The organism is Bacteroides sp. M10 (assembly GCF_014334015.1).
Classification (GTDB): Bacteria; Bacteroidota; Bacteroidia; order Bacteroidales; family Bacteroidaceae; genus Bacteroides; species Bacteroides intestinigallinarum.
In genome coordinates, this window is record NZ_CP060488.1 from 3,152,106 (window position 1) to 3,170,966 (window position 18,861).

11 protein-coding genes are annotated in these 18,861 nt (G+C 41.2%); 4 read left to right on the top strand and 7 right to left on the bottom strand.

Translation table 11 applies throughout. The features are described from left to right. Positions 1-24: 24 nt before the first annotated feature. From H8796_RS11160 to xyl3A, 3 genes are all read right to left on the bottom strand, one after another. On the bottom strand, positions 25-426 hold the full coding sequence (locus H8796_RS11160) for a putative toxin-antitoxin system toxin component, PIN family (protein ID WP_117934756.1): 402 nt from the start codon (positions 424-426) through the stop codon (positions 25-27). Continuing rightward, the gene (locus tag H8796_RS11165) at positions 423-629 is read right to left on the bottom strand and encodes a hypothetical protein (RefSeq protein WP_117934758.1); all 207 of its coding nucleotides are present in this window, start codon (positions 627-629) and stop codon (positions 423-425) included. The genes H8796_RS11160 and H8796_RS11165 overlap by 4 nt, the downstream gene beginning before the upstream one ends. 551 nt (positions 630-1,180) lie before the next feature. Further along, a complete protein-coding gene (gene xyl3A, locus H8796_RS11170; RefSeq protein WP_117934762.1) occupies positions 1,181-3,772 on the bottom strand; it encodes a xylan 1,4-beta-xylosidase in 2,592 nt (863 codons plus the stop codon). Between the two features lie 410 nt (positions 3,773-4,182). Here xyl3A and H8796_RS11175 point away from each other — a divergent pair, with 410 nt between their 5' ends. Next, positions 4,183-4,950, top strand: a complete 768-nt coding sequence (locus tag H8796_RS11175; protein WP_004301534.1) for a class I SAM-dependent methyltransferase — start codon at positions 4,183-4,185, stop codon at positions 4,948-4,950. Between the two features lie 133 nt (positions 4,951-5,083). Here H8796_RS11175 and H8796_RS11180 read toward each other — a convergent pair whose 3' ends face one another. Continuing rightward, positions 5,084-9,424, bottom strand: a complete 4,341-nt coding sequence (locus tag H8796_RS11180; RefSeq protein WP_004301535.1) for a hybrid sensor histidine kinase/response regulator transcription factor — start codon at positions 9,422-9,424, stop codon at positions 5,084-5,086. A 476-nt stretch (positions 9,425-9,900) separates the two neighbouring features. Here H8796_RS11180 and H8796_RS11185 point away from each other — a divergent pair, with 476 nt between their 5' ends. The 3 genes from H8796_RS11185 to nagB are packed head-to-tail and all read left to right on the top strand — an operon-like array spanning position 9,901 to position 12,994. Beyond that, the gene (locus H8796_RS11185) at positions 9,901-10,878 is read left to right on the top strand and encodes a TIGR01212 family radical SAM protein (RefSeq protein WP_187343974.1); all 978 of its coding nucleotides are present in this window, start codon (positions 9,901-9,903) and stop codon (positions 10,876-10,878) included. Positions 10,879-10,936: 58 nt separating this feature from the next. After that, positions 10,937-12,133, top strand: a complete 1,197-nt coding sequence (locus tag H8796_RS11190; RefSeq protein ID WP_004309431.1) for an FprA family A-type flavoprotein — start codon at positions 10,937-10,939, stop codon at positions 12,131-12,133. A 48-nt stretch (positions 12,134-12,181) separates the two neighbouring features. Next, positions 12,182-12,994: a glucosamine-6-phosphate deaminase gene (gene nagB / locus H8796_RS11195; RefSeq protein WP_004301540.1), complete on the top strand. Its 813-nt coding sequence runs from the start codon at positions 12,182-12,184 to the stop codon at positions 12,992-12,994. A 102-nt stretch (positions 12,995-13,096) separates the two neighbouring features. Here nagB and H8796_RS11200 read toward each other — a convergent pair whose 3' ends face one another. The 3 genes from H8796_RS11200 to H8796_RS11210 form a co-directional block, all read right to left on the bottom strand. Then, positions 13,097-15,223 (bottom strand): GDSL-type esterase/lipase family protein, encoded by a 2,127-nt coding sequence (locus tag H8796_RS11200; protein WP_117934764.1) that lies wholly within the window; start codon positions 15,221-15,223, stop codon positions 13,097-13,099. A 145-nt stretch (positions 15,224-15,368) separates the two neighbouring features. Then, positions 15,369-15,983 (bottom strand): L-threonylcarbamoyladenylate synthase, encoded by a 615-nt coding sequence (locus H8796_RS11205; protein ID WP_117934766.1) that lies wholly within the window; start codon positions 15,981-15,983, stop codon positions 15,369-15,371. 19 nt (positions 15,984-16,002) lie between these two features. Then, entirely contained in the window at positions 16,003-18,531 is a 2,529-nt protein-coding gene (locus H8796_RS11210) for an AsmA-like C-terminal region-containing protein (protein WP_117934768.1), read from the bottom strand. Positions 18,532-18,861: the final 330 nt, after the last annotated feature.

The following is an 18,861-nucleotide window of genomic DNA, read 5'->3' on the forward strand; positions in this document are numbered from 1 at the left end:
GTGATGCTTAATGCCCCCTAAAAATTATAATAACTTCATGAATTCTGTAATAGTTATAATCTTAGTATGATTATGTTTCTCTAATACTAATAAATCTTTGTCACCGGTAACAATGTAGTTTGCATTGATAGTATCTGCCAAAGAGAGTAGATAAAGGTCTTTTTCATCTCTGATCTTTGATTTGCTTTGGGTCCTGATGACGACATATTTTCCGTATAAATGGATAAGTTTGAGTGTGTCATCTAAATCTTCAGGACGAATATATTTTCGTATTTTTTCCCGTGAAGAAACATCATAGAATTCATCTAACAACTCACGACATACATATATTTCCAGTGTAGGATATGTAAGTAATGTACGCATAGTTGTAACCTTGCGTCCCAACATGAACGAAATCCATAGGTTCGTGTCTATGATTATTTTCATTCTTCGTATCTTATGGTCTTTAATTCTGCAAGAATTTCTTCTTCTGAAAGATTTACTTTTTTAGGTCGTGACGCTATATAATCTTTTAGAAAATCTTCTCTTATATCAATATCCCAACCCATTTTTTTTGCAAGTTCTTTAAAGAACTTTATGTCGGATTTCGGTATGCTTAAAAAAACACCTTGATTCATTGCTGTATCCATAATTATTTTCCTTTCATTATTAAATATCTAACGAATACAAAGATAAGAAACTTCTTCAGCTTCTCCAATCATTTATCACATCTTTATGACGCTTCTGCGAAAGATGATAGATTATTTAATAGAAAACTTCCTTTCTTTCTATTGCAAACTTCCTTTCCCTTACTCACAAAGTTCCTTTTATCAGAGACTAATCTATAAATGCAAGCTTTGTTTTTATAATCAAAGCTTGCATTTATAAAATCAGAACTTGCAATTATATAATTGAAGCTTTCGTTTATAGTTTAGGCTTAATGAAGAAAGAGTTTGCTATGAGGGAAAAGGAAGTTTGTCTCTAATCCAATGGAACTTTTCTATTAATAGATTGGACAACAGATAGTAAGTGATGATACAACAAGTAGAAATAGATAATAATACGTATGCTTTGAAGATAGAGAATAGAATTTGTAAGGTTGGGAATATTGTGTAGAGAATGGGTATGTAAAGAAACAGGGATTGGAATAATTTTGCTATCCCAATCCCTGTTAAAGTGAATGATTTATATATCTGATAGTTTACTGAATCTGAATGTTGGCAGACTGTAAGTTGTTCGAATCAGAGCTGTTTCCGTAAAGTATCTTATATGTTCCGCTTAGGGGGCGTATGGTATTGGTGGAGGCATCGAACCATTCGAAAGAATCGTAAGGAAGTTCTATACTGACGTTCTGTGTTTTACCTTTAGCAATGTGGACCCGTTGGAAGCCGCGAAGAGTTTTTTGTGGACCTCCTTTGTCATCTGGACGACAGATGTACACTTGCACCACTTCTTCGCCATCTCTCTGTCCGATGTTACTTACCGGAATAGTAAGGACCGCTTTTTCTCCTTTGTTTAATTTCGATTGGTTCAGGGTAGCTTTTCCATAAGAAAAACGGGTATAACTTAAACCGTAGCCGAATGGATAAAGAGGTGTTTCTGTCATGAAACGGTAGGTACGTCCCTTCATCGAATAATCTTCATAATCCGGTAATTGTTGCATGCTTTTATAGAAAGTGATAGGCAGACGTCCGGCAGGATTGTAATCTCCGAAAAGAACATCGGCAACGGCTGTTCCACCTGCCTGTCCGGGATACCATGCTTGCAGGATAGCATCGCAATTCTGCGTTTCAGGCACGATGGCCATTGCCGAACCGGAGAAGTTGACGAATACTGTTTTCTTTCCATTCTTCTTTAGAAGAGCAAGAACTTCGCGCTGGATGGCGGGCAATTCGATTTCTGTACGGTCGCCGCCTTTGAATCCGGGGTCGGATACCCGCATGGATTCTCCTTCCAATAGGGGGGAGATACCTCCGGCAAAGATAACTACATCTGCGCTTTGCAACTTGTTCAGGATTTCACGGGCATCCATTGGAGTTTGTTTTGCCAAGTCGAAGTTCAGTGCAGGGTTATCTTTAACCTGAATAAAACGCAACTCGATGTCGTAACTCTTTCCTGCTTCGTAGTTGAAAGAATACAGATTGGTATGATTCTTGATGTTGGTGGCTTCTGCTATTTGCTTGCCGTTGAGGAATAAAGTAACTCCTCCGTTAGTCATCACGCGGAAAGTGGCGGCACCGGAATCTGTTGGGCGGAAAGTGGAACGATAGATGGCGGTGAAGTTTTTCAATCCTACACCGGGAGCAAATACGGTAGAACCTTCTGCACTGAAATGGAAAGGAGTGGTCAGACGGTCGGTTGCGGCAATCTTGCCTTTATATTCGCGGTTATTCCAGTAGGTGGCGTTGAATCCGGCTTCTCCGTCGATGCTGCACTGATTGAATAGGCTGTGCAGGGTGGTGTCGTTTGTATATCCGCATACAGGTTCGTAGATGATTTGTGCGTCAGGTAGTTTGGCGCGTATTCCTTCCAGTAGAGTAACGGTATGTGAAGGGAAGCCGTTGTAGTTACCCCATTGCATTACCGAGTCGTTGGCGTTGGGGCCGATGACTGCGACTTTCATCTGACGGTTTAATGGAAGGATGTTGTTATTGTTTTGGAGTAATACCAGACTTTCGTGTGCCATTTTCAGTGCCAGTTCTTTGTGTTTGGGACAGTCGATAACAGAAAATGGAATGTTACTCCAGGGATGAGTCGAATTCATTTCTCCCAGTTCAAAGCGGGCTTTCAGTAGTCTTTTGACTGATGTATTGATTTTCTCTTCCGAAATCAGGCCTTTTTTCACAGCATCGGTGATGCTTTTGAAGTTACCGCCACATTCGAGATCTGTTCCGCTTAAAACAGCGTCGGCAGAGGCATGGGCGGCATCGGGATGCGTTTCATGTTTCTTGCGTTGGAAAAAGTCTCCGATTGCTCCGCAGTCGGTGACTACAATTCCTTTGAATCCCCAGTCGTTGCGGAGAATTTGGGTTAACAGACGGTTGCTGCCGCAGCAGGGATCGCCTTCGAAACGGTTGTAAGCGCACATCACTTCTTTAACTCCTGCTTTTTGTACCAGTTCCTTGAAAGCAGGAAGATAGGTTTCCCATAAGTCTCTGGGTGCAATGTTTTCTGCGTTGAAGCTGTGACGGTTCCATTCGGGACCCGAGTGTACGGCAAAGTGTTTGGCGCAGGCATGAAGTTTGTCATATTCGGCATCTTCCGGTCCTTGCAGACCTCTGACTGCCGCCATTCCCATACGTCCGCTTAAATAAGGGTCTTCGCCGTATGTTTCCTGTCCCCGTCCCCAGCGGGGGTCGCGGAAGATATTGACGTTGGGAGTCCACATGGTCAGTCCCTGATAACGTTTATATTGTCCTTTTTCATTGAATTGGCGGTTCTTGGCGCGTGCTTCGTCAGATACGGCATCAAAGACTTCGTATAATAGTTCGTCGTTGAAAGAAGCGGCCATACCTATGGCTTGTGGAAAGACAGTAGCCAGTCCGGCGCGGGCAACGCCATGAAGAGCTTCGTTCCACCATTCATACGGCTTAATGCCAAGCCGGGGAATAGCCGGTGAGTTGTTTTGCATCAACGCCACTTTTTCTTCTAATGTGAGGCGTTGAAGTAAATCATCCGCCCGTTGTTCCACAGTCAGCTTCGTGTCCTGATAGGGATACTTGTTTGGTTGTTGTGCCTGTACATTTACCCCTTGAATTCCGATAAGACAGGCAATGATCCATTGCTTTTTCATTTTCTAGTTCTTTTGGTTTTTAGATTTGAGACTGCAATAGTACGTGCTTTTCATTATTTTTGTGGGGAATATCCGGTAGAAAAGGAGGATTTCCTATGCAAGGCTTATTTGGAGCCGATAAATCCATAGACCTGTTCAAAGATAAAACATTTTGTTGAATATAGCATAAGCTTTGCAATGTAAATAGATGATACCGAAATGTTGTTTTGATACTTATATCAGAGATATGTCTTGTTGAAATTTGAGTATTTAAGAGATAATTATAGCTGGATTACAGATATTTACTACATTTGCGAACGACTGGTAGTTCTTCTGGTTGTGTATAGAATATCCTTTTGGTACATTGTACGTTGGGGATATTCTCGTTTGTATAAGAAATAATCGTAAATAATGAATATTGGAGGACATAAATGAATAGTGATTATAAAGTTGGCGATTTAATTTATGATGCAAATATTTATGATGGAATGAATACCAGCATGGATGATTTGCAATTTTATAAGCGGTGGTTACCTAAAAACAAGGATGCCCGAATACTTGAGCTTTGCTGTGGAATTGGCAGACTTACTCTTCCTATTGCAAAGGATGGATATGATATAAGTGGGGTTGATTACACTGCTTCAATGCTCCATCAGGCTAAGATGAAAGCTGCCGAGGCTGGACTAAGAATCAATTTCATTCAGGCGGATATCAGGACTCTGGATTTACAGAAGAAGTACGACCTTATTTTTATTCCATTTAATTCGATCCATCATTTATATGAGAATGAAGATTTATTTAAGGTACTTCATGTCGTTAAAAATCACCTCAAAGACGGAGGCTTATTTCTGTTGGATTGTTTTAATCCGAATATTCGGTATATAGTTGAAGGTGAGAAAGAGCAGCAGGAAATAGCCACGTATACAACTGGCGATGGAAGAGAAGTCTCGATAAAGCAGACAATGCGATATGAAAATAAAACCCAGATTAATCGGATCGAATGGCATTATTTTATCAATGGTGAATTCAATTCTATTCAAAATCTGGATATGAGAATGTTTTTCCCTCAAGAGTTGGATTCATATTTGGAATGGAATGGTTTTAGTATTATTCATAAATATGGAGGATTTGAAGAAGAAGTATTTAATGGTGATTCGGAAAAACAGGTGTTTGTTTGTCAATGTAAGTTTGGATATTGATGTGTTGTTGACAGGCAAATCTCTTTATCTTGTATGAAAAGTCCCTTTATATCAGTTTACTCTATCGAATTTCGATTGATCGAATAATGAGACAACCGGGTATAAAGGGACTTTTTATATTCTTATCAAAGAGTTATTTTTTTCTCTCTTTGTATTCTGACGGGGTAATTCCTATCACTTTCTTGAAGCACTTGCTGAAATATTTCGGATCGTTGAACCCCGTCATATATGCTACCTGGGAGAAGTTATATTCGTCGCTGTCAATCAGTTGTACGGCACGTTTGATACGTATTTCCCGTATAAAGTCAACAGGTGTCAGTCCGACGATTGATTTTAATTTCCGGTAGAAGATTGTACGGCTAAGCATCAACTGTTCTGCAAATTCGTCAATCGTTAGTTCGGCATTGTCCATCTGTTCTTCCATGTATGCCATTACTTTTTTCATAAATTGCTCGTCGTATGGAGTAATCTGTGGTTGTGAAGGAGTCAGAGGATCGGGAGAAGAGGTATTCTTTCCTTCCATCAGCCTATTCATATAGAGTTCCTGCAATGCTTTGCGTTGTCGTAACAAGGAGGCTACACGGGTCTTTAGATAAGTAGCACTGAAAGGTTTGGTGATATAATCGTCAATGCCTTGTTCCAATCCGGCGATACGGTCGTCCAGAGAGGCCTTGGCTGATAATACAATGATGGGGATATGGCAAATATTGTTGTTCTCTTTGATTTGCCTAATCATTTCTAAACCGTCCATCACCGGCATCATAACATCGCTGATAATAAGATCGGGCAGGTCGTCAACAGCATGTTGCAATCCCTCTTCACCATTGGAAGCTGTGATTACCGTATAATTCTCCGACAAAATACTTTTCAGAAAAGCCTTTAACTCTTCATTATCTTCTACCACCAATATGGAGAAACCATCCGAATTAGTCTCAAGGTCTTCTTTTTCTTCCACCTCTTCCGGCGCTTTCATGCTATCGACGGGATGAGGCGCTGAACTCTGACTATCATTCAGGATAAATTCGACCTGTACATCCTCCTCGAAAATTTCCCGTTGTAAAGGCAAGCTTACTGTAAAACGGCTGCCTACTCCGGGTTGACTATTTACTGTAATAGTGCCATGATGCATTTCCACCATCTCTTTCACGAGAGACAGCCCGATGCCGGAAGATGGTTGCAGAATATTCTGTTTTACCAATGACTCGAAGCGTTGGAACAAGGAATGTTGCTTTTCTACTGCAATTCCGATTCCTTCGTCTGCAACCTCTATCTCTACCGTCTTCTCTTTCGTTGTGATATTGACTGTAATCGACTTGTCGGCAGGTGTATATTTGAATGCATTGGAAAGCAGATTGAAGAATATCTTTTCAAACTTGTCTCTATCCACCCAGCTATATACCGACTGGATGGTAGAAGTCAGCTGATAGTTTATGTTCTTTTCTTCAGCTATCAGTTTGAAGCTACTCATCACCTTTTGCAAAAGTGGAATCAAATCGGTCTCTTCAATCAGTAGTTTCATTTTCTGATTCTGAATCTTGCGGAAATCCAGAATCTGATTCATCAGTCGGAGCATGCGCTCTGTGTTTTGATGTACCAAAGTCAAATGCTCACGGGCGGAAGGAGAAAGCGGTTCATTCTCTAATACCTCTGTCACAGGGCTACTGATTAAAGTTAGCGGAGTACGTAACTCATGAGATATGTCAGTAAAGAATCGCAGTTTGATATTTGCTAATTGTTGTTCCATATCCACTCTGTGACGTAACCGATAGATGTAAAACAACACATATACGATGCTTGCCGTAAAGAGTATGAATAGAATGAAATAGAGCAGCCATGCCCAGTAGGTTTCCCAAAAGGTGGGGAGTACATGTATAGATAGAGTCCGTACATTGTCCACCCAGACCCCGTCACTGTTTGTTGACTTTATCTGCAACTGATATTTGCCTGCAGGTAAGTTGATGTAGCTAGCGGAACGGTTATTATCTGCTTCATTCCATTCTTCTTCTAGTCCTTGCAGGCGATAGGCATATAAAATCCCTTTTGGATTGACATAATCAAGTGCAGCAAACTGGAAAGTTACATTCCTTTGAGAGGGCTCCAGTTCCAATTCTTCCAGATTGTCAATAGAGTGATCGGTAAGGTGTCCTTGAATCTTGAGTCCTGTAAACACAATAGGAGGGACATAGCTACTCTTCCGCATCTTCTCCGGAGAAACTTCCAGAAAGCCTTTATCAGTTCCTAAGATAATTTGGTTACGGGCATTGATAATAGGAAGAGCTTCGGAGAAATTGAATTCCTGATAGATGGAACTTAATTCATAGTTCTCAAAAGTTTCTTTGGCAGGATCGAATTTGGAGAGCGCAATCTCCGAAACAACCCATAGCTGATTCTGTGTATCTTCAATCATTGATAGTGCCAAATCGGAAGCCAGCCCGTTGTTCTTGTCGTAGTTTCTGAATTGGATATTCTCGTTCAGCAGATTGGGAGATATCACTTTATTTACGCCTCCGGTGAAACTGATGATATAAGTGGTTTTATTCTTGTCTGTATAGATATGCATGATATCGTTGGCACTAAGACTGTTTTTATCTCCCGGTCTACGGATATTCCGGTAGAATTTAATCTCTTCCAGGCGTTCGAAGTTGTTCGAGAATGTCAGCAGTCCGTTAGTCGTTCCCACTAAAATCACTCCTCCCGGAGCTTCTGCAATATTGCGTACTTTCATACCGTAAGCTATGGGATAGTTTCTTAACTCATTATTACTATGAATAAATGAAACTTTTCCATCTTTAGCTTGTGCCAGCAGATTTAATCCACCCCCATAACATCCTATCCAAATATGATTACGACTGTCCTGAAAGATAGCATAAATACTATTACTGCTTAAACTATAAGGATCATTTGTCTGGTGTTCAAAATGGTGAATAGAGTAATGATTTGCTCCTGTCTTTTTAAGTTGGAAAAGTCCGATTTCTTTAGTCCCCAACCATATATTTCCATCTTTATCTTCCAGAATCGAATATACCCCATTATAGAACGATTGTTTTTCCTTAATGATATTTCCTTGTTTGGATAAGTACCCCACCAGGTTACCATCCGGTGCGAATATCTGGATATAATTAGATTTCGATGCTGTCCATAGACGTTTATTGCTGTCTTGCAGGAATGCACGTGTTTCTGCCTCGTAATCAGTCAGGTTAAATTGATAGCTCTGTGGAAAGAAGCATAGTTTCTCTACACCACGTGCTGTTGCAAACCAACAGTTTCCCTGATTATCCAATGTATAAGACCTGACTAACGGACTGAAAATAGACTTAGGATTATTGATATCCGTAAGAAGCGGTTTGAGAGTTCTTTCTTTCCGGTCATAGTAGCAAAAGTTTCCTTCCGTGGGGAGTAACCATAGGTTTTTCGCATTATCTTCAAAAATAAGTTTGCGACTTTTACGCCCATGCTTGATAATCTCATCTTTTGGGGTGAACAGATGCTCTTTTTCATTGGTCACGAGGTTAAGATGGACAATGCCCGGATCTTTTGAAAAAATCCAGATATCTCCCAAGTGGTCTTGATAGACAGATTCTACATCGTTGGAAGTTTGGGTAGCTGTACGGATGTCTATTTGCTGGAAACTGTTCTTCGGGATAGAATACAAAATCACTCCATTATCCGTTCCCAATGCCAGCATATCTTTTCCTATGGTAGTGACATTGTTTATTTTATGATGCGGATAAGGAATATCTACGAATTTCAGTTTTTTAGTGTGGAAGTCATATCTGGCTAACTTGTCATTTTCTGCAATCAGATAGATCGTTTCCTTTATTTGGGTGATGAACTGGAAAGGAAAGTCAGTATCCAGTGTTTTCTTTCCTATGATGGAAACACCTTTATCCGTCAATATCCATTCATCTTCTTCAGAGTCTTGATAAATGTTAAATATTTGATTTCCTTTCAGGTTGTGGTTGGAAGCTGAATAAAGTGTGATGCCTTCTCCTTTTTTGCATAATTGTTCGTCCACTCTGAATGCATATCCGCTTTCACAGAGAATCCAGGCAATCCCTTTCTCCAGCGAATAAATGCGTGTAACATTGTTAGTTTGTTTCGTGGAAAGTTCAATAGGTTGGAGAACATCAATAAACTTCTCGGTTTCCACATCAAAAAGACAGGCTTGTCCATCGTAAGTGGGGCACCATATATCTCCGTATTTGCTTTCTGAAATAGTTCCCATGCGATTACTGCCGAATGCATATTTACTCTCTTGCGAAGTTTTATATGTCTTAAAAGTGTATCCGTCAAACTTGTTAAGCCCATTCCAGGTACTAAACCAAACAAGCCCTTTCTGATCCTGTAAAATGCTCATTACATTACCTTGAGCGAGACCGTCACTCACGGAGAAATGTTTAACTTGGCAGATAGGTTGAGCAGCTATATCGATCGCTATTGTTAGAAGAAGAAATAAAGTATGGAGCCGTTTCATAGTAGTTACTTTAATGTTTATAGCAAAAATAAACAAAACAATGCAGAATGGAAAGTCCGATAAGTGGTTTGAACGAATAATACTCGTTTTTTCCTATTTTTTCCTCTTCATCCTATACAGCATTGATCTCTATGTTGTGTTTTGAACAAAAATAAGAGAGTAATATTAGTTAAAAAAATCCTCTTTATAATCTTATTCAGATTATAAAGAGGATAATTTTATTGACAAGAGTTGCATGGGGTATGGTGAGATGAAATCATAATTGGGGAATAAATTGCACAAGACTTTCACAAGTATCCTCCTGCCAATGCCTAAAATCATAGCAAAGCTAATTAAATAGTTTTTCGAATTGCAATATTTATTAATTTATCTTATGGTATTTATGAAATTTTTAATATATTGAAGATATTTTGTGCCAACTTTCCGTAACTCGTTGATTTTGCTTATGTTTGTAGGTAAAATAAAGAATGAAGTGAATGAATATGTCTACACAGCTATTATATAATGATTTCCCTACTTTTTTACGGAAATATTTTCCTTACAAAGTACAAAAGATTTCATTGAATGCAGGTTTCACTTGCCCCAATCGTGATGGTACAAAAGGGTGGGGTGGATGTACTTACTGCAATAACCAGACTTTTAATCCGGATTATTGTCGGACAGAGAAATCTATTGCAATTCAATTGGAAGAAGGTAAATGCTTTTTTGCCCATAAATATCCGGAAATGAAATATTTGGCCTATTTTCAGGCCTACACCAATACATATGCGGAGTTGGAAGGCTTGAAGCGTAAGTATGAGGAAGCATTGGCGGTGGATGGGGTAGTCGGGCTGGTGATTGGTACGCGTCCCGATTGTATGCCGGAAAGTTTGTTGCGTTATCTGGAAGATTTGAACAAACATACGTTTCTCATGGTAGAATATGGGATCGAAAGCACTTGTGATGAAACCTTAAAACGCATCAATCGGGGGCATACTTATGCAGATACAGTAGAAGCTGTGTGTCAGACAGCGGCCTGTGGTATCCTGACAGGTGGACATATCATCCTCGGACTTCCGGGAGAAACACATGATACAATGGTGGCACATGCCGAAATTCTTTCCGATCTGCCTTTAGCTACACTTAAAATCCATCAGTTACAGTTGATCCGTGGTACGCGAATGGCGCATGAGTATGACGTAACTCCTGCTGGCTTTCATTTGTTTAACGAGGTTGAGGAATATATTGATCTGGTGATTGATTATGTAGAACATCTCCGTCCCGATATGGTTGTGGAACGTTTTGTTTCCCAATCTCCTAAAGATTTATTAATAGCTCCGGACTGGGGATTGAAAAATTATGAATTTGTAGCTCGTTTACAAAAAAGAATGAAAGAAAGAGGTGCTTATCAAGGTAAGAGGTATAAGGATTCGGAAAAAAGGATTATTTTTGCAAACGATAAACTTACCACTTAATAAATAGCTGTTTTGCGGAGTATAGAATAGTGGAAGAAATATTTAATGGATTTGAAAGATGGAAAGTAAAACAAGAATTAAAGGAAATGTCCACTATGTGGGAGTAAATGACCGTAACAAGCACAGATTTGAAGCGATGTGGCCATTGCCCTATGGAGTTTCATATAACTCTTATCTGATTGATGATGAAATGGTGGCATTGGTAGATACGGTAGATATCTGTTATTTTGAAGTCTACTTGCGTAAAATCAAGCAAGTGATTGGAGAACGTCCCATTAATTATTTGATTATAAATCACATGGAACCGGATCATTCGGGATCTATCCGATTGATTAAACAACATTATCCGGAAATTATTATCGTGGGTAATAAGCAAACATTCGGTATGATTGAAGGTTTCTATGGGGTAACCGGTGAACAATATCTGGTAAAGGACGGTGATTTCCTCGCTTTAGGACGTCACAAACTGCGTTTTTATATGACTCCAATGGTGCATTGGCCGGAAACGATGATGACTTTTGATGAAACGGATGGAGTTCTTTTCTCCGGTGACGGATTCGGATGTTTTGGTACTGTAGATGGCGGATTCCTGGATACCCGGATCAATGTCGATAAGTACTGGGGAGAAATGGTTCGTTACTACTCTAATATCGTTGGTAAATACGGAAGCCCCGTGCAAAGGGCTTTGCAGAAATTAGGTGGACTTCCCATTTCTGCCATTTGTTCTACTCACGGACCTGTATGGACAGAGAATATTGCAAAGGTGATCGGCATATATGATCGTTTGAGTCGTTATGATGCGGATGAAGGTGTTGTTATTGCCTACGGAAGCATGTATGGAAATACAGAGCAGATGGCGGAAGCTATTGCTGAAGAGCTTTCTGCACAGGGGGTTAAGAATATCGTTATGCATAACGTAACAAAGAGTCATCCTTCTTATATCATAGCGGATATTTTCCGTTATAAGGGATTGATTATCGGTTCTCCTACGTATAGTAATCAGATATTTCCGGAGGTGGAAGCGCTGCTTTCAAAGATTCTGCTGCGTGAGGTGAAGGGACGCTATTTGGGTTACTTCGGTTCTTTTGCATGGGCAGGTGCTGCGGTGAAACGTCTGGCGGAGTTTGCTGAAAAGAGTAAATTCGAATTGATCGGTGATCCGGTGGAGATGAAGCAGGCTATGAAAGACCTGACTTATACCCAGTGCGAAAATCTGGCACGTGCCATGGCGGACCGTTTGAAGAAAGATCGTTAAAACAGTGAATGAGATAATTTATTAACTAACCTATAAAATAATCGACTTATGAGACTTATTATTCAGCCGGACTACCAGTCCGTATCTCTGTGGGCTGCACATTACGTTGCCGCTAAAATAAAAGCTGCCAATCCAACCCCCGAGAAACCATTTGTATTGGGCTGTCCCACCGGATCATCTCCTCTGGGCATGTATAAAGCTTTGATCGACCTGAATAAGAAAGGAATCGTTTCCTTCCAGAATGTGGTAACATTCAACATGGACGAATATGTAGGATTGCCGAAAGAACATCCGGAAAGCTATTATTCTTTCATGTGGAATAACTTTTTCGGTCATATCGACATTAAACCCGAGAATACTAATATTCTGAATGGTAACGCTCCGGATCTGGATGCAGAATGTGCACGTTACGAAGAAAAGATCAAGTCATACGGTGGCATCGACCTGTTCATGGGTGGTATTGGTCCTGACGGACATATTGCATTCAACGAACCGGGATCTTCATTGACTTCACGCACTCGTCAGAAAACGTTAACAATGGATACCATCATTGCTAACTCCCGTTTCTTTGATAATGACATCAACAAAGTTCCTAAGACTTCTTTGACAGTGGGAGTAGGTACTGTGCTTTCTGCAAAAGAAGTGATGATTATTGTAAATGGTCATAACAAAGCTCGTGCTTTGTATCATGCGGTAGAAGGTGCTATCACACAGATGTGGACAATCAGTGCATTGCAAATGCATGAAAAGGGTATTATCGTTTGTGATGATGCTGCTACAGCTGAATTGAAAGTGGGTACTTACCGTTACTTCAAAGATATCGAATCTGCTCATTTGGATCCAGAATCATTGATTAAGTAATTTGTGATGAAATAATAGAAATAAGGGCTGCGCACTGAAAATGTGACGCAGCCCTTTTAATTTCTGATACTATTATGTGAAGATTAGATTTTGGATGATTGTCTAACGAGCAAGTATTTTGGCTATTTCTGTTGCTGCTACTTTATATCCTTCACCAGTGAAATGAATGTAATCATTTCCATAAAGTCCGTCTTTCATAGTTCCGTCCGCTTCGGTGAACCATTTGGTGGGATTGATATATTCAACTTTCTCGAATCGGTGATGTTGTAATATGTCATGAATCTTATCACATTGTGTGCGCACTTTACTCTGTTGTTCCTTACCGGATGGAAACAGACCTAAAAGAATGATACGTGATTCGGGGAATTGCTTCCGTACTTCATTGGCTACTGCGATAATTCCTTCAGCCGTGTTTTCAGGACTGTCTTTTCCACTTATCAGATTATTAATTCCAATGGCAATCACTATGTTTTCAGGGTGGCAACTATTGTAGTTATCATAACGGACACGCCAAAGCAGGTTTTGCGTGCGGTCGCCGGATATGCCGGCACTTTCCCAATTATCCTTTCCTATGGCATTGTCCATAGCCTCTTTGCCGGGCTTGTAAGTCACTTCTTTTCTGTTACCTCCCCAACCTTGTGTGATGGAATTTCCCAATAACAACAGTTTTAAATGTTTCCCATTGAGAGTGGCGGTTATGTCTTTTGCTACGCTGTTCCAGTCCGAGTTTTGGGTCCATCCGGCTGCCGAACGGAATTCATTTCCCGGTACAGGATGCACACACATATTTTCCGCCCTGTTCGTAGCTTTGAGGATGAACTGCACAATAGGCTCGGGATTGTTGAGGGAGTGCGGGTGATGATCCACTCCAGGCTTATGAATAATAGTAATTGGTGCATGCAATTCCTCCATACGTTGTTCGAAAATGGCTGTGTTTTCAGCAACCGACACCACTTGGTCAGCATCACCTACCACGTGCAGGATGGGGATTCCGGCTTTTGCCATTGTCGGTGCACAGTCTATCGGATTCTTTTTCCAGTTCAACGCTTCAGCTTCGTTTTTAAAACCGTAAGCATTGAGAAGTTGTTTCGTATCCATGGCGGAACCGGCAGATTTACCTTGTCCCATAGGCCAACTTTTGAAGTCCATTACGGGGGCATCTGCATAAATACATGCCACTTTTTCCGGGTTTTGTGCCGCCCAGTTATAGACAATCAGCCCGCCACGACTCATCCCTTCAAGTGCCACTTTCTTGTTGAATCCGGCTTTCACCATTCGCTTGTAAAAACTATTCCAGCGTTGAACAGCTTTATCCGAGCCATATAAGTCGGCTACATCACAGTAAACAATATGAAAGCCATGTTCCAATAATGCTATGTCAGTCTGTGGCTCATGTCCCCAAAAGCGTGCACGAATCATCCAAGGTTTTCCTATGGCTTCTTTTGCGGGCTCTACTACAAGGCATTTTACTCCCTCATTCTCAAATTCATACCCTTGGTGTCCATGGAAGTTGAATCGTTTGGCATCTTGTATTTCCAGTGATGTCTGCAGCTTTGTTGGAGAAGCTGTTGTTTTTACAGCGAGATATTCATATATCTTTTGGGCCATGACTCCTGCTCCGATAGAAGAGGGGTGCAGTTTGTCCGGTAGCATAACCGAATCCCACTGGTCGCCGAAGAGATTAAACAGATTGATAATTTCCAGTTGATTTTTCCAGGCCAATTCTTCCACCGTGGGGCGTACCTCGTTTTCTATCAGTTGTGCATTGATTTCCGAACCCTCCGGCAGGAAACAACGGATAGGAGTCAGGAGAATAATACGTGGATGTGATTTCAGATTCCGGTATGTGTCAATTAATGTCTGGTAATTGTCTTTGAATTCGTTTTTGTATTTCCAGTTTTGCGGTTTGGTATCGTTAGTACCTAATTTGATTAATACAATATCGGGCTGATATTCCAGAGATGCTTTGTAGGTATCTGTTTCGGAATATGGGTAATCTCCTTTAGACAATATAGTTCGACCAGAGGCTCCGAAGTTTTTGACCTCATACCCATCTCCCAGATAAGCTTGAAGTTGTGCCGGATAGCAGTTCATTTCCCGGTTGGGGATGAATGCTCCATAAGTAATACTGTTTCCTATGCACGCTACCCGTATGGGTTCACTTGCAAATGATTGGATAGTAATGAATAGATATACAAGAAAGATGCCGATGTGATTTAATTTTTTCATGATGAATATGATGATTTTGGTTTGTTGGGGGGATAACCAATCGTTGTTTTGCTGTGTATAAACGAACTGGCATACTACTAATAATAAAACTTATTTATTCACGTTCCTATCATATAGCATACCAGTTCGATTCATTTTTCGGCTTTTATACCTCTTCCAGCCAGCCTTTCCCTTGCCGGATGATTTCCAGTTCGTCGTCGGTACATTTCACTACAGTGGAAGGTTCTATACCTCCGATACCTCCGTCAATGACCAGATCGACAATGTCACCGAACTTCTCATCTATCAGTTCGGGATCTGTCATATATTCCAAGTCCTCATGCTCTTCGTAGGGCAGAGTGGTTGTCATAATGGGAGCATCCAGCAGGCGTGCGATTTCGCGGATGATATTATTATCCGGCATACGGATACCCACTTCTTTCCGGTTGCGGAAGATTTTGGGTAACCGGTTGGTTCCGTTCAAAATAAAGGTGAATGGCCCTGGAAGATTATGCTTCATCAGCTTGAATATATTATTGTCTACTTTCGCATATTCGCTGATGTTACTCAAGTCATAACAGATGATAGACAGATTGTTCTTTCTAGGGTCTATCTCTTTGATCCGGCATATCCGTTCTATAGCACGTTCCTTCAAACCATGACAGCCGATGGCGTACATCGTATCAGTGGGATAGATAATCAGTCCGCCGTCATTCAGGATGTCGATGATTCGTTGTAAATCCTGCGGGTTATTATTTTTGTCATATAGCTTCAGAAGCATAATTCATTCTCCTTCTCTCTTATTTGAGTTTCTTTTTTAAGAAATCCAGTGCCTTTTCTGCTGCTTTCTCTGTCACCTTTTGTTTGATTGAATCCTTATTGGCGGTAGCGGCAGAGTCCAGTCCCAGTTTCTGTCCGAGTTTGCTGATAGCTTCATCGGCTACAGCCTCGACAGCTTGATTGGCCATGCTTTTAGTATCGACGCTGACTTTCGGAGAGGTAAATGAACCTCCGATCTTCAAGTCAAGAGTCATTAGTTTAGAGATATTGCCTACAGATGCCGGTAACTTCACTTTTCCGGAGTAGTCGATGGTTTGATCGAGGCCTGTGCTACCGGAAAGATTCAATGTGTAGTCTCCCATCTTGATATCGAACGGTTTGGTTTCTACGCGTCCGTCTTTGAAGGTGAAATCCAGTGTCATATCTTTCACCTTCATGTCTTTCAGACTTGGCTGTTTAACGGCATCGGCTATTTCGTCGATTGCTTTCACTCCGCTCAAACTAAGATCACGGGTGGAAAGGCTGCCATCACCTTGCATTGTATTCAGTACAGGGCTCATGGTTGCATCCAAATCTGTCAGTACATTAATACTTCCGGAGAAATTACCTTTCAGGTTTTCGAAGATAGGAGCCATCTTCTGCACCATGTCCAATTCTTTGTAAGCTTGTGCGAAACCGATATTGGAGAGTTTGAATCCGGCTTTCATTTCCGGCTTCTTTACGTTGGCAGTGGAGTAGTAGCCGTTCGTGACCACGTTGCCACCCATGGTATTCATGGAGAGGTTTTTCATATCCACTTTGCCATCTTTTACCACAAGCTTGCCGTTCATATTATTGAAAGACATCTTATCGAATAACACCTGTTTCAGGTTAGCGTCCATTTGGAAGTCGATGTTGCGGGGAACTTCCATAATACCCGTGGCAGCTGTAGCTACGGAGTCGGTAGACGCAGTTTCTGATGCAGTCGCTTCATCCGCAGAAGCGGCCATGAAGTCGTTCAGATTGAAATAGTTGGAACGAATATTCAGGTTTCCTTTCAATGTAGTACCTTTCAATGCGTAACCGATATAGTTTTCAAACCGACTGTCGGCTGTGATATCATTCTTTCCGATGTTGACGGTTGTCTCGCTCAACTGGAGGTATTTCGGGGTGAAAGTGAAAAGAGACTTCTTGATTTCTACGTCCGGCATATCTTTCATTTTGAGTTTCATACCCGTCAGTCCGATAGTACCTGAAGCTTGCATACGTTCGTATTCCTCTTTTTCGATATAGGAAAGGCGTCCTGACATTTGCATATCGGCGTCAATGGTACCGTTCAACTCCATATCTCCAAGTGGATAGACTTGTTTTATCATACCTAAATTGAGAATCCCTTTAGCTTCAGCTTTAAAGTCCGGATCGCTGATCGGTGTTTTTACATTAGCCGTCAGGCTAAACGGATTTCCGGCAAGACGGAAACTGAAAGGATTGATATTGACCGTCGTCAGGTCTATATTTCCTCCCGGGTTCTGGACGTTGGCACTGATATTGATTTGATCCACTCCTGCCGGTAAAGCCGGATAGCGGAACATGGCATTCTTGACTTGCATATCAATGTTGAATGCAGGAACGGTGTCGCCTTGCAAGATACCTTTGGCCGTTGCAGTAAGCGTAGCGGTTCCGTCTGTTTTCAGACTGGAGAATTCCGTTGCATAAATGGCTGGAATCAGTGACAAGATTTCCTTAAACCCGATATCGTTCGTGTTAAGTTTCAAGTCCATGTCGATAGCCGGATCTTTCAAGGCTACCCAACCGTCGATACCTGCCTGAATGGCGTTGAGGCGGATGGTGTTGTCTTTTAATGTGTATTTGTTATTGGCAAGGTCGGCATCCACATCCATTGTTGCGGAGATATTGGCATTGGCCAGGAAAGGGATTCCATTCATCTTGTAAGTAAGTGATTTGGTTTCCGCTTCCAACTTCAGAGTAGTGCGGTCACTTCCTAAGTCTCCGGTGCAGATTGCGTTAAAGTCGCGGATATCAGCATACATCTTCCCTTGTTGATCGTCATAAATCAGGTTCATGTTTTTGATAACAAAGCGTTGTAGCTTCACTTTGAAAGGAGAAGATGCTTCTTCTTCTGAAACAGGAGCTTCGGCTGTTGCTGTTGTATCCGGTTTCATAATATCCCAGTTGGCACGTCCGTCCGGCAATACAATGGCATGTAACCGTGTATCTTCAATAAATATTTTAGAAATATCGTAACCGCTATCTCCGAAAAGAGAGAATAAGTTGACCGCGGCAGTAACTTCTCCGGCCTGTACAAGGGTGTCGTTGGCAAATTCACCAGTACCTTTTAACCAGAAATCCTCGAGAGTGACAGAAGCCTGTGGAAAGTTACGGAACAGGCTAATGTTAAGGTTCTTAAAGTCGAATTGTGCATTAAGCATCTTGTTGCCTTCTGTTTTTACAATGTCGGCTATCTTTCCCTGGAAGGCGAAAGGAAGAAGGAACATCAGAATGATGATGACTCCTACTGTGATAGCTGCGATTTTCAAACCTTTTTTCATTTGCTTCTATTTTAAGAGTTTGAGATATTACAAAGAACAAAACTAATAAAAGTTTTTGATATAGAGGGAGAATCAGTTCTTTTTCTTTCGTCTTGATACGAAAGAAAAGGAACCAAAAAGAAAGAATCAAGGCTGCGTTTTTCCGACTACTCCGGTGTTTCCTCCGGCTAAAGGGCAGAAACTCGCTACGCTCAAACAGTCTGCCCTTTTTAACGCCGGAGAAACCACCTGCGCTTAACGTCGGAAAAACGAGGCCGGGAGGCCATGCGGGGGGGGGCACTGTTTGATGGAGGTATTGTGTGTAGTTGATGGAGGTATTGTGTGTAGTTG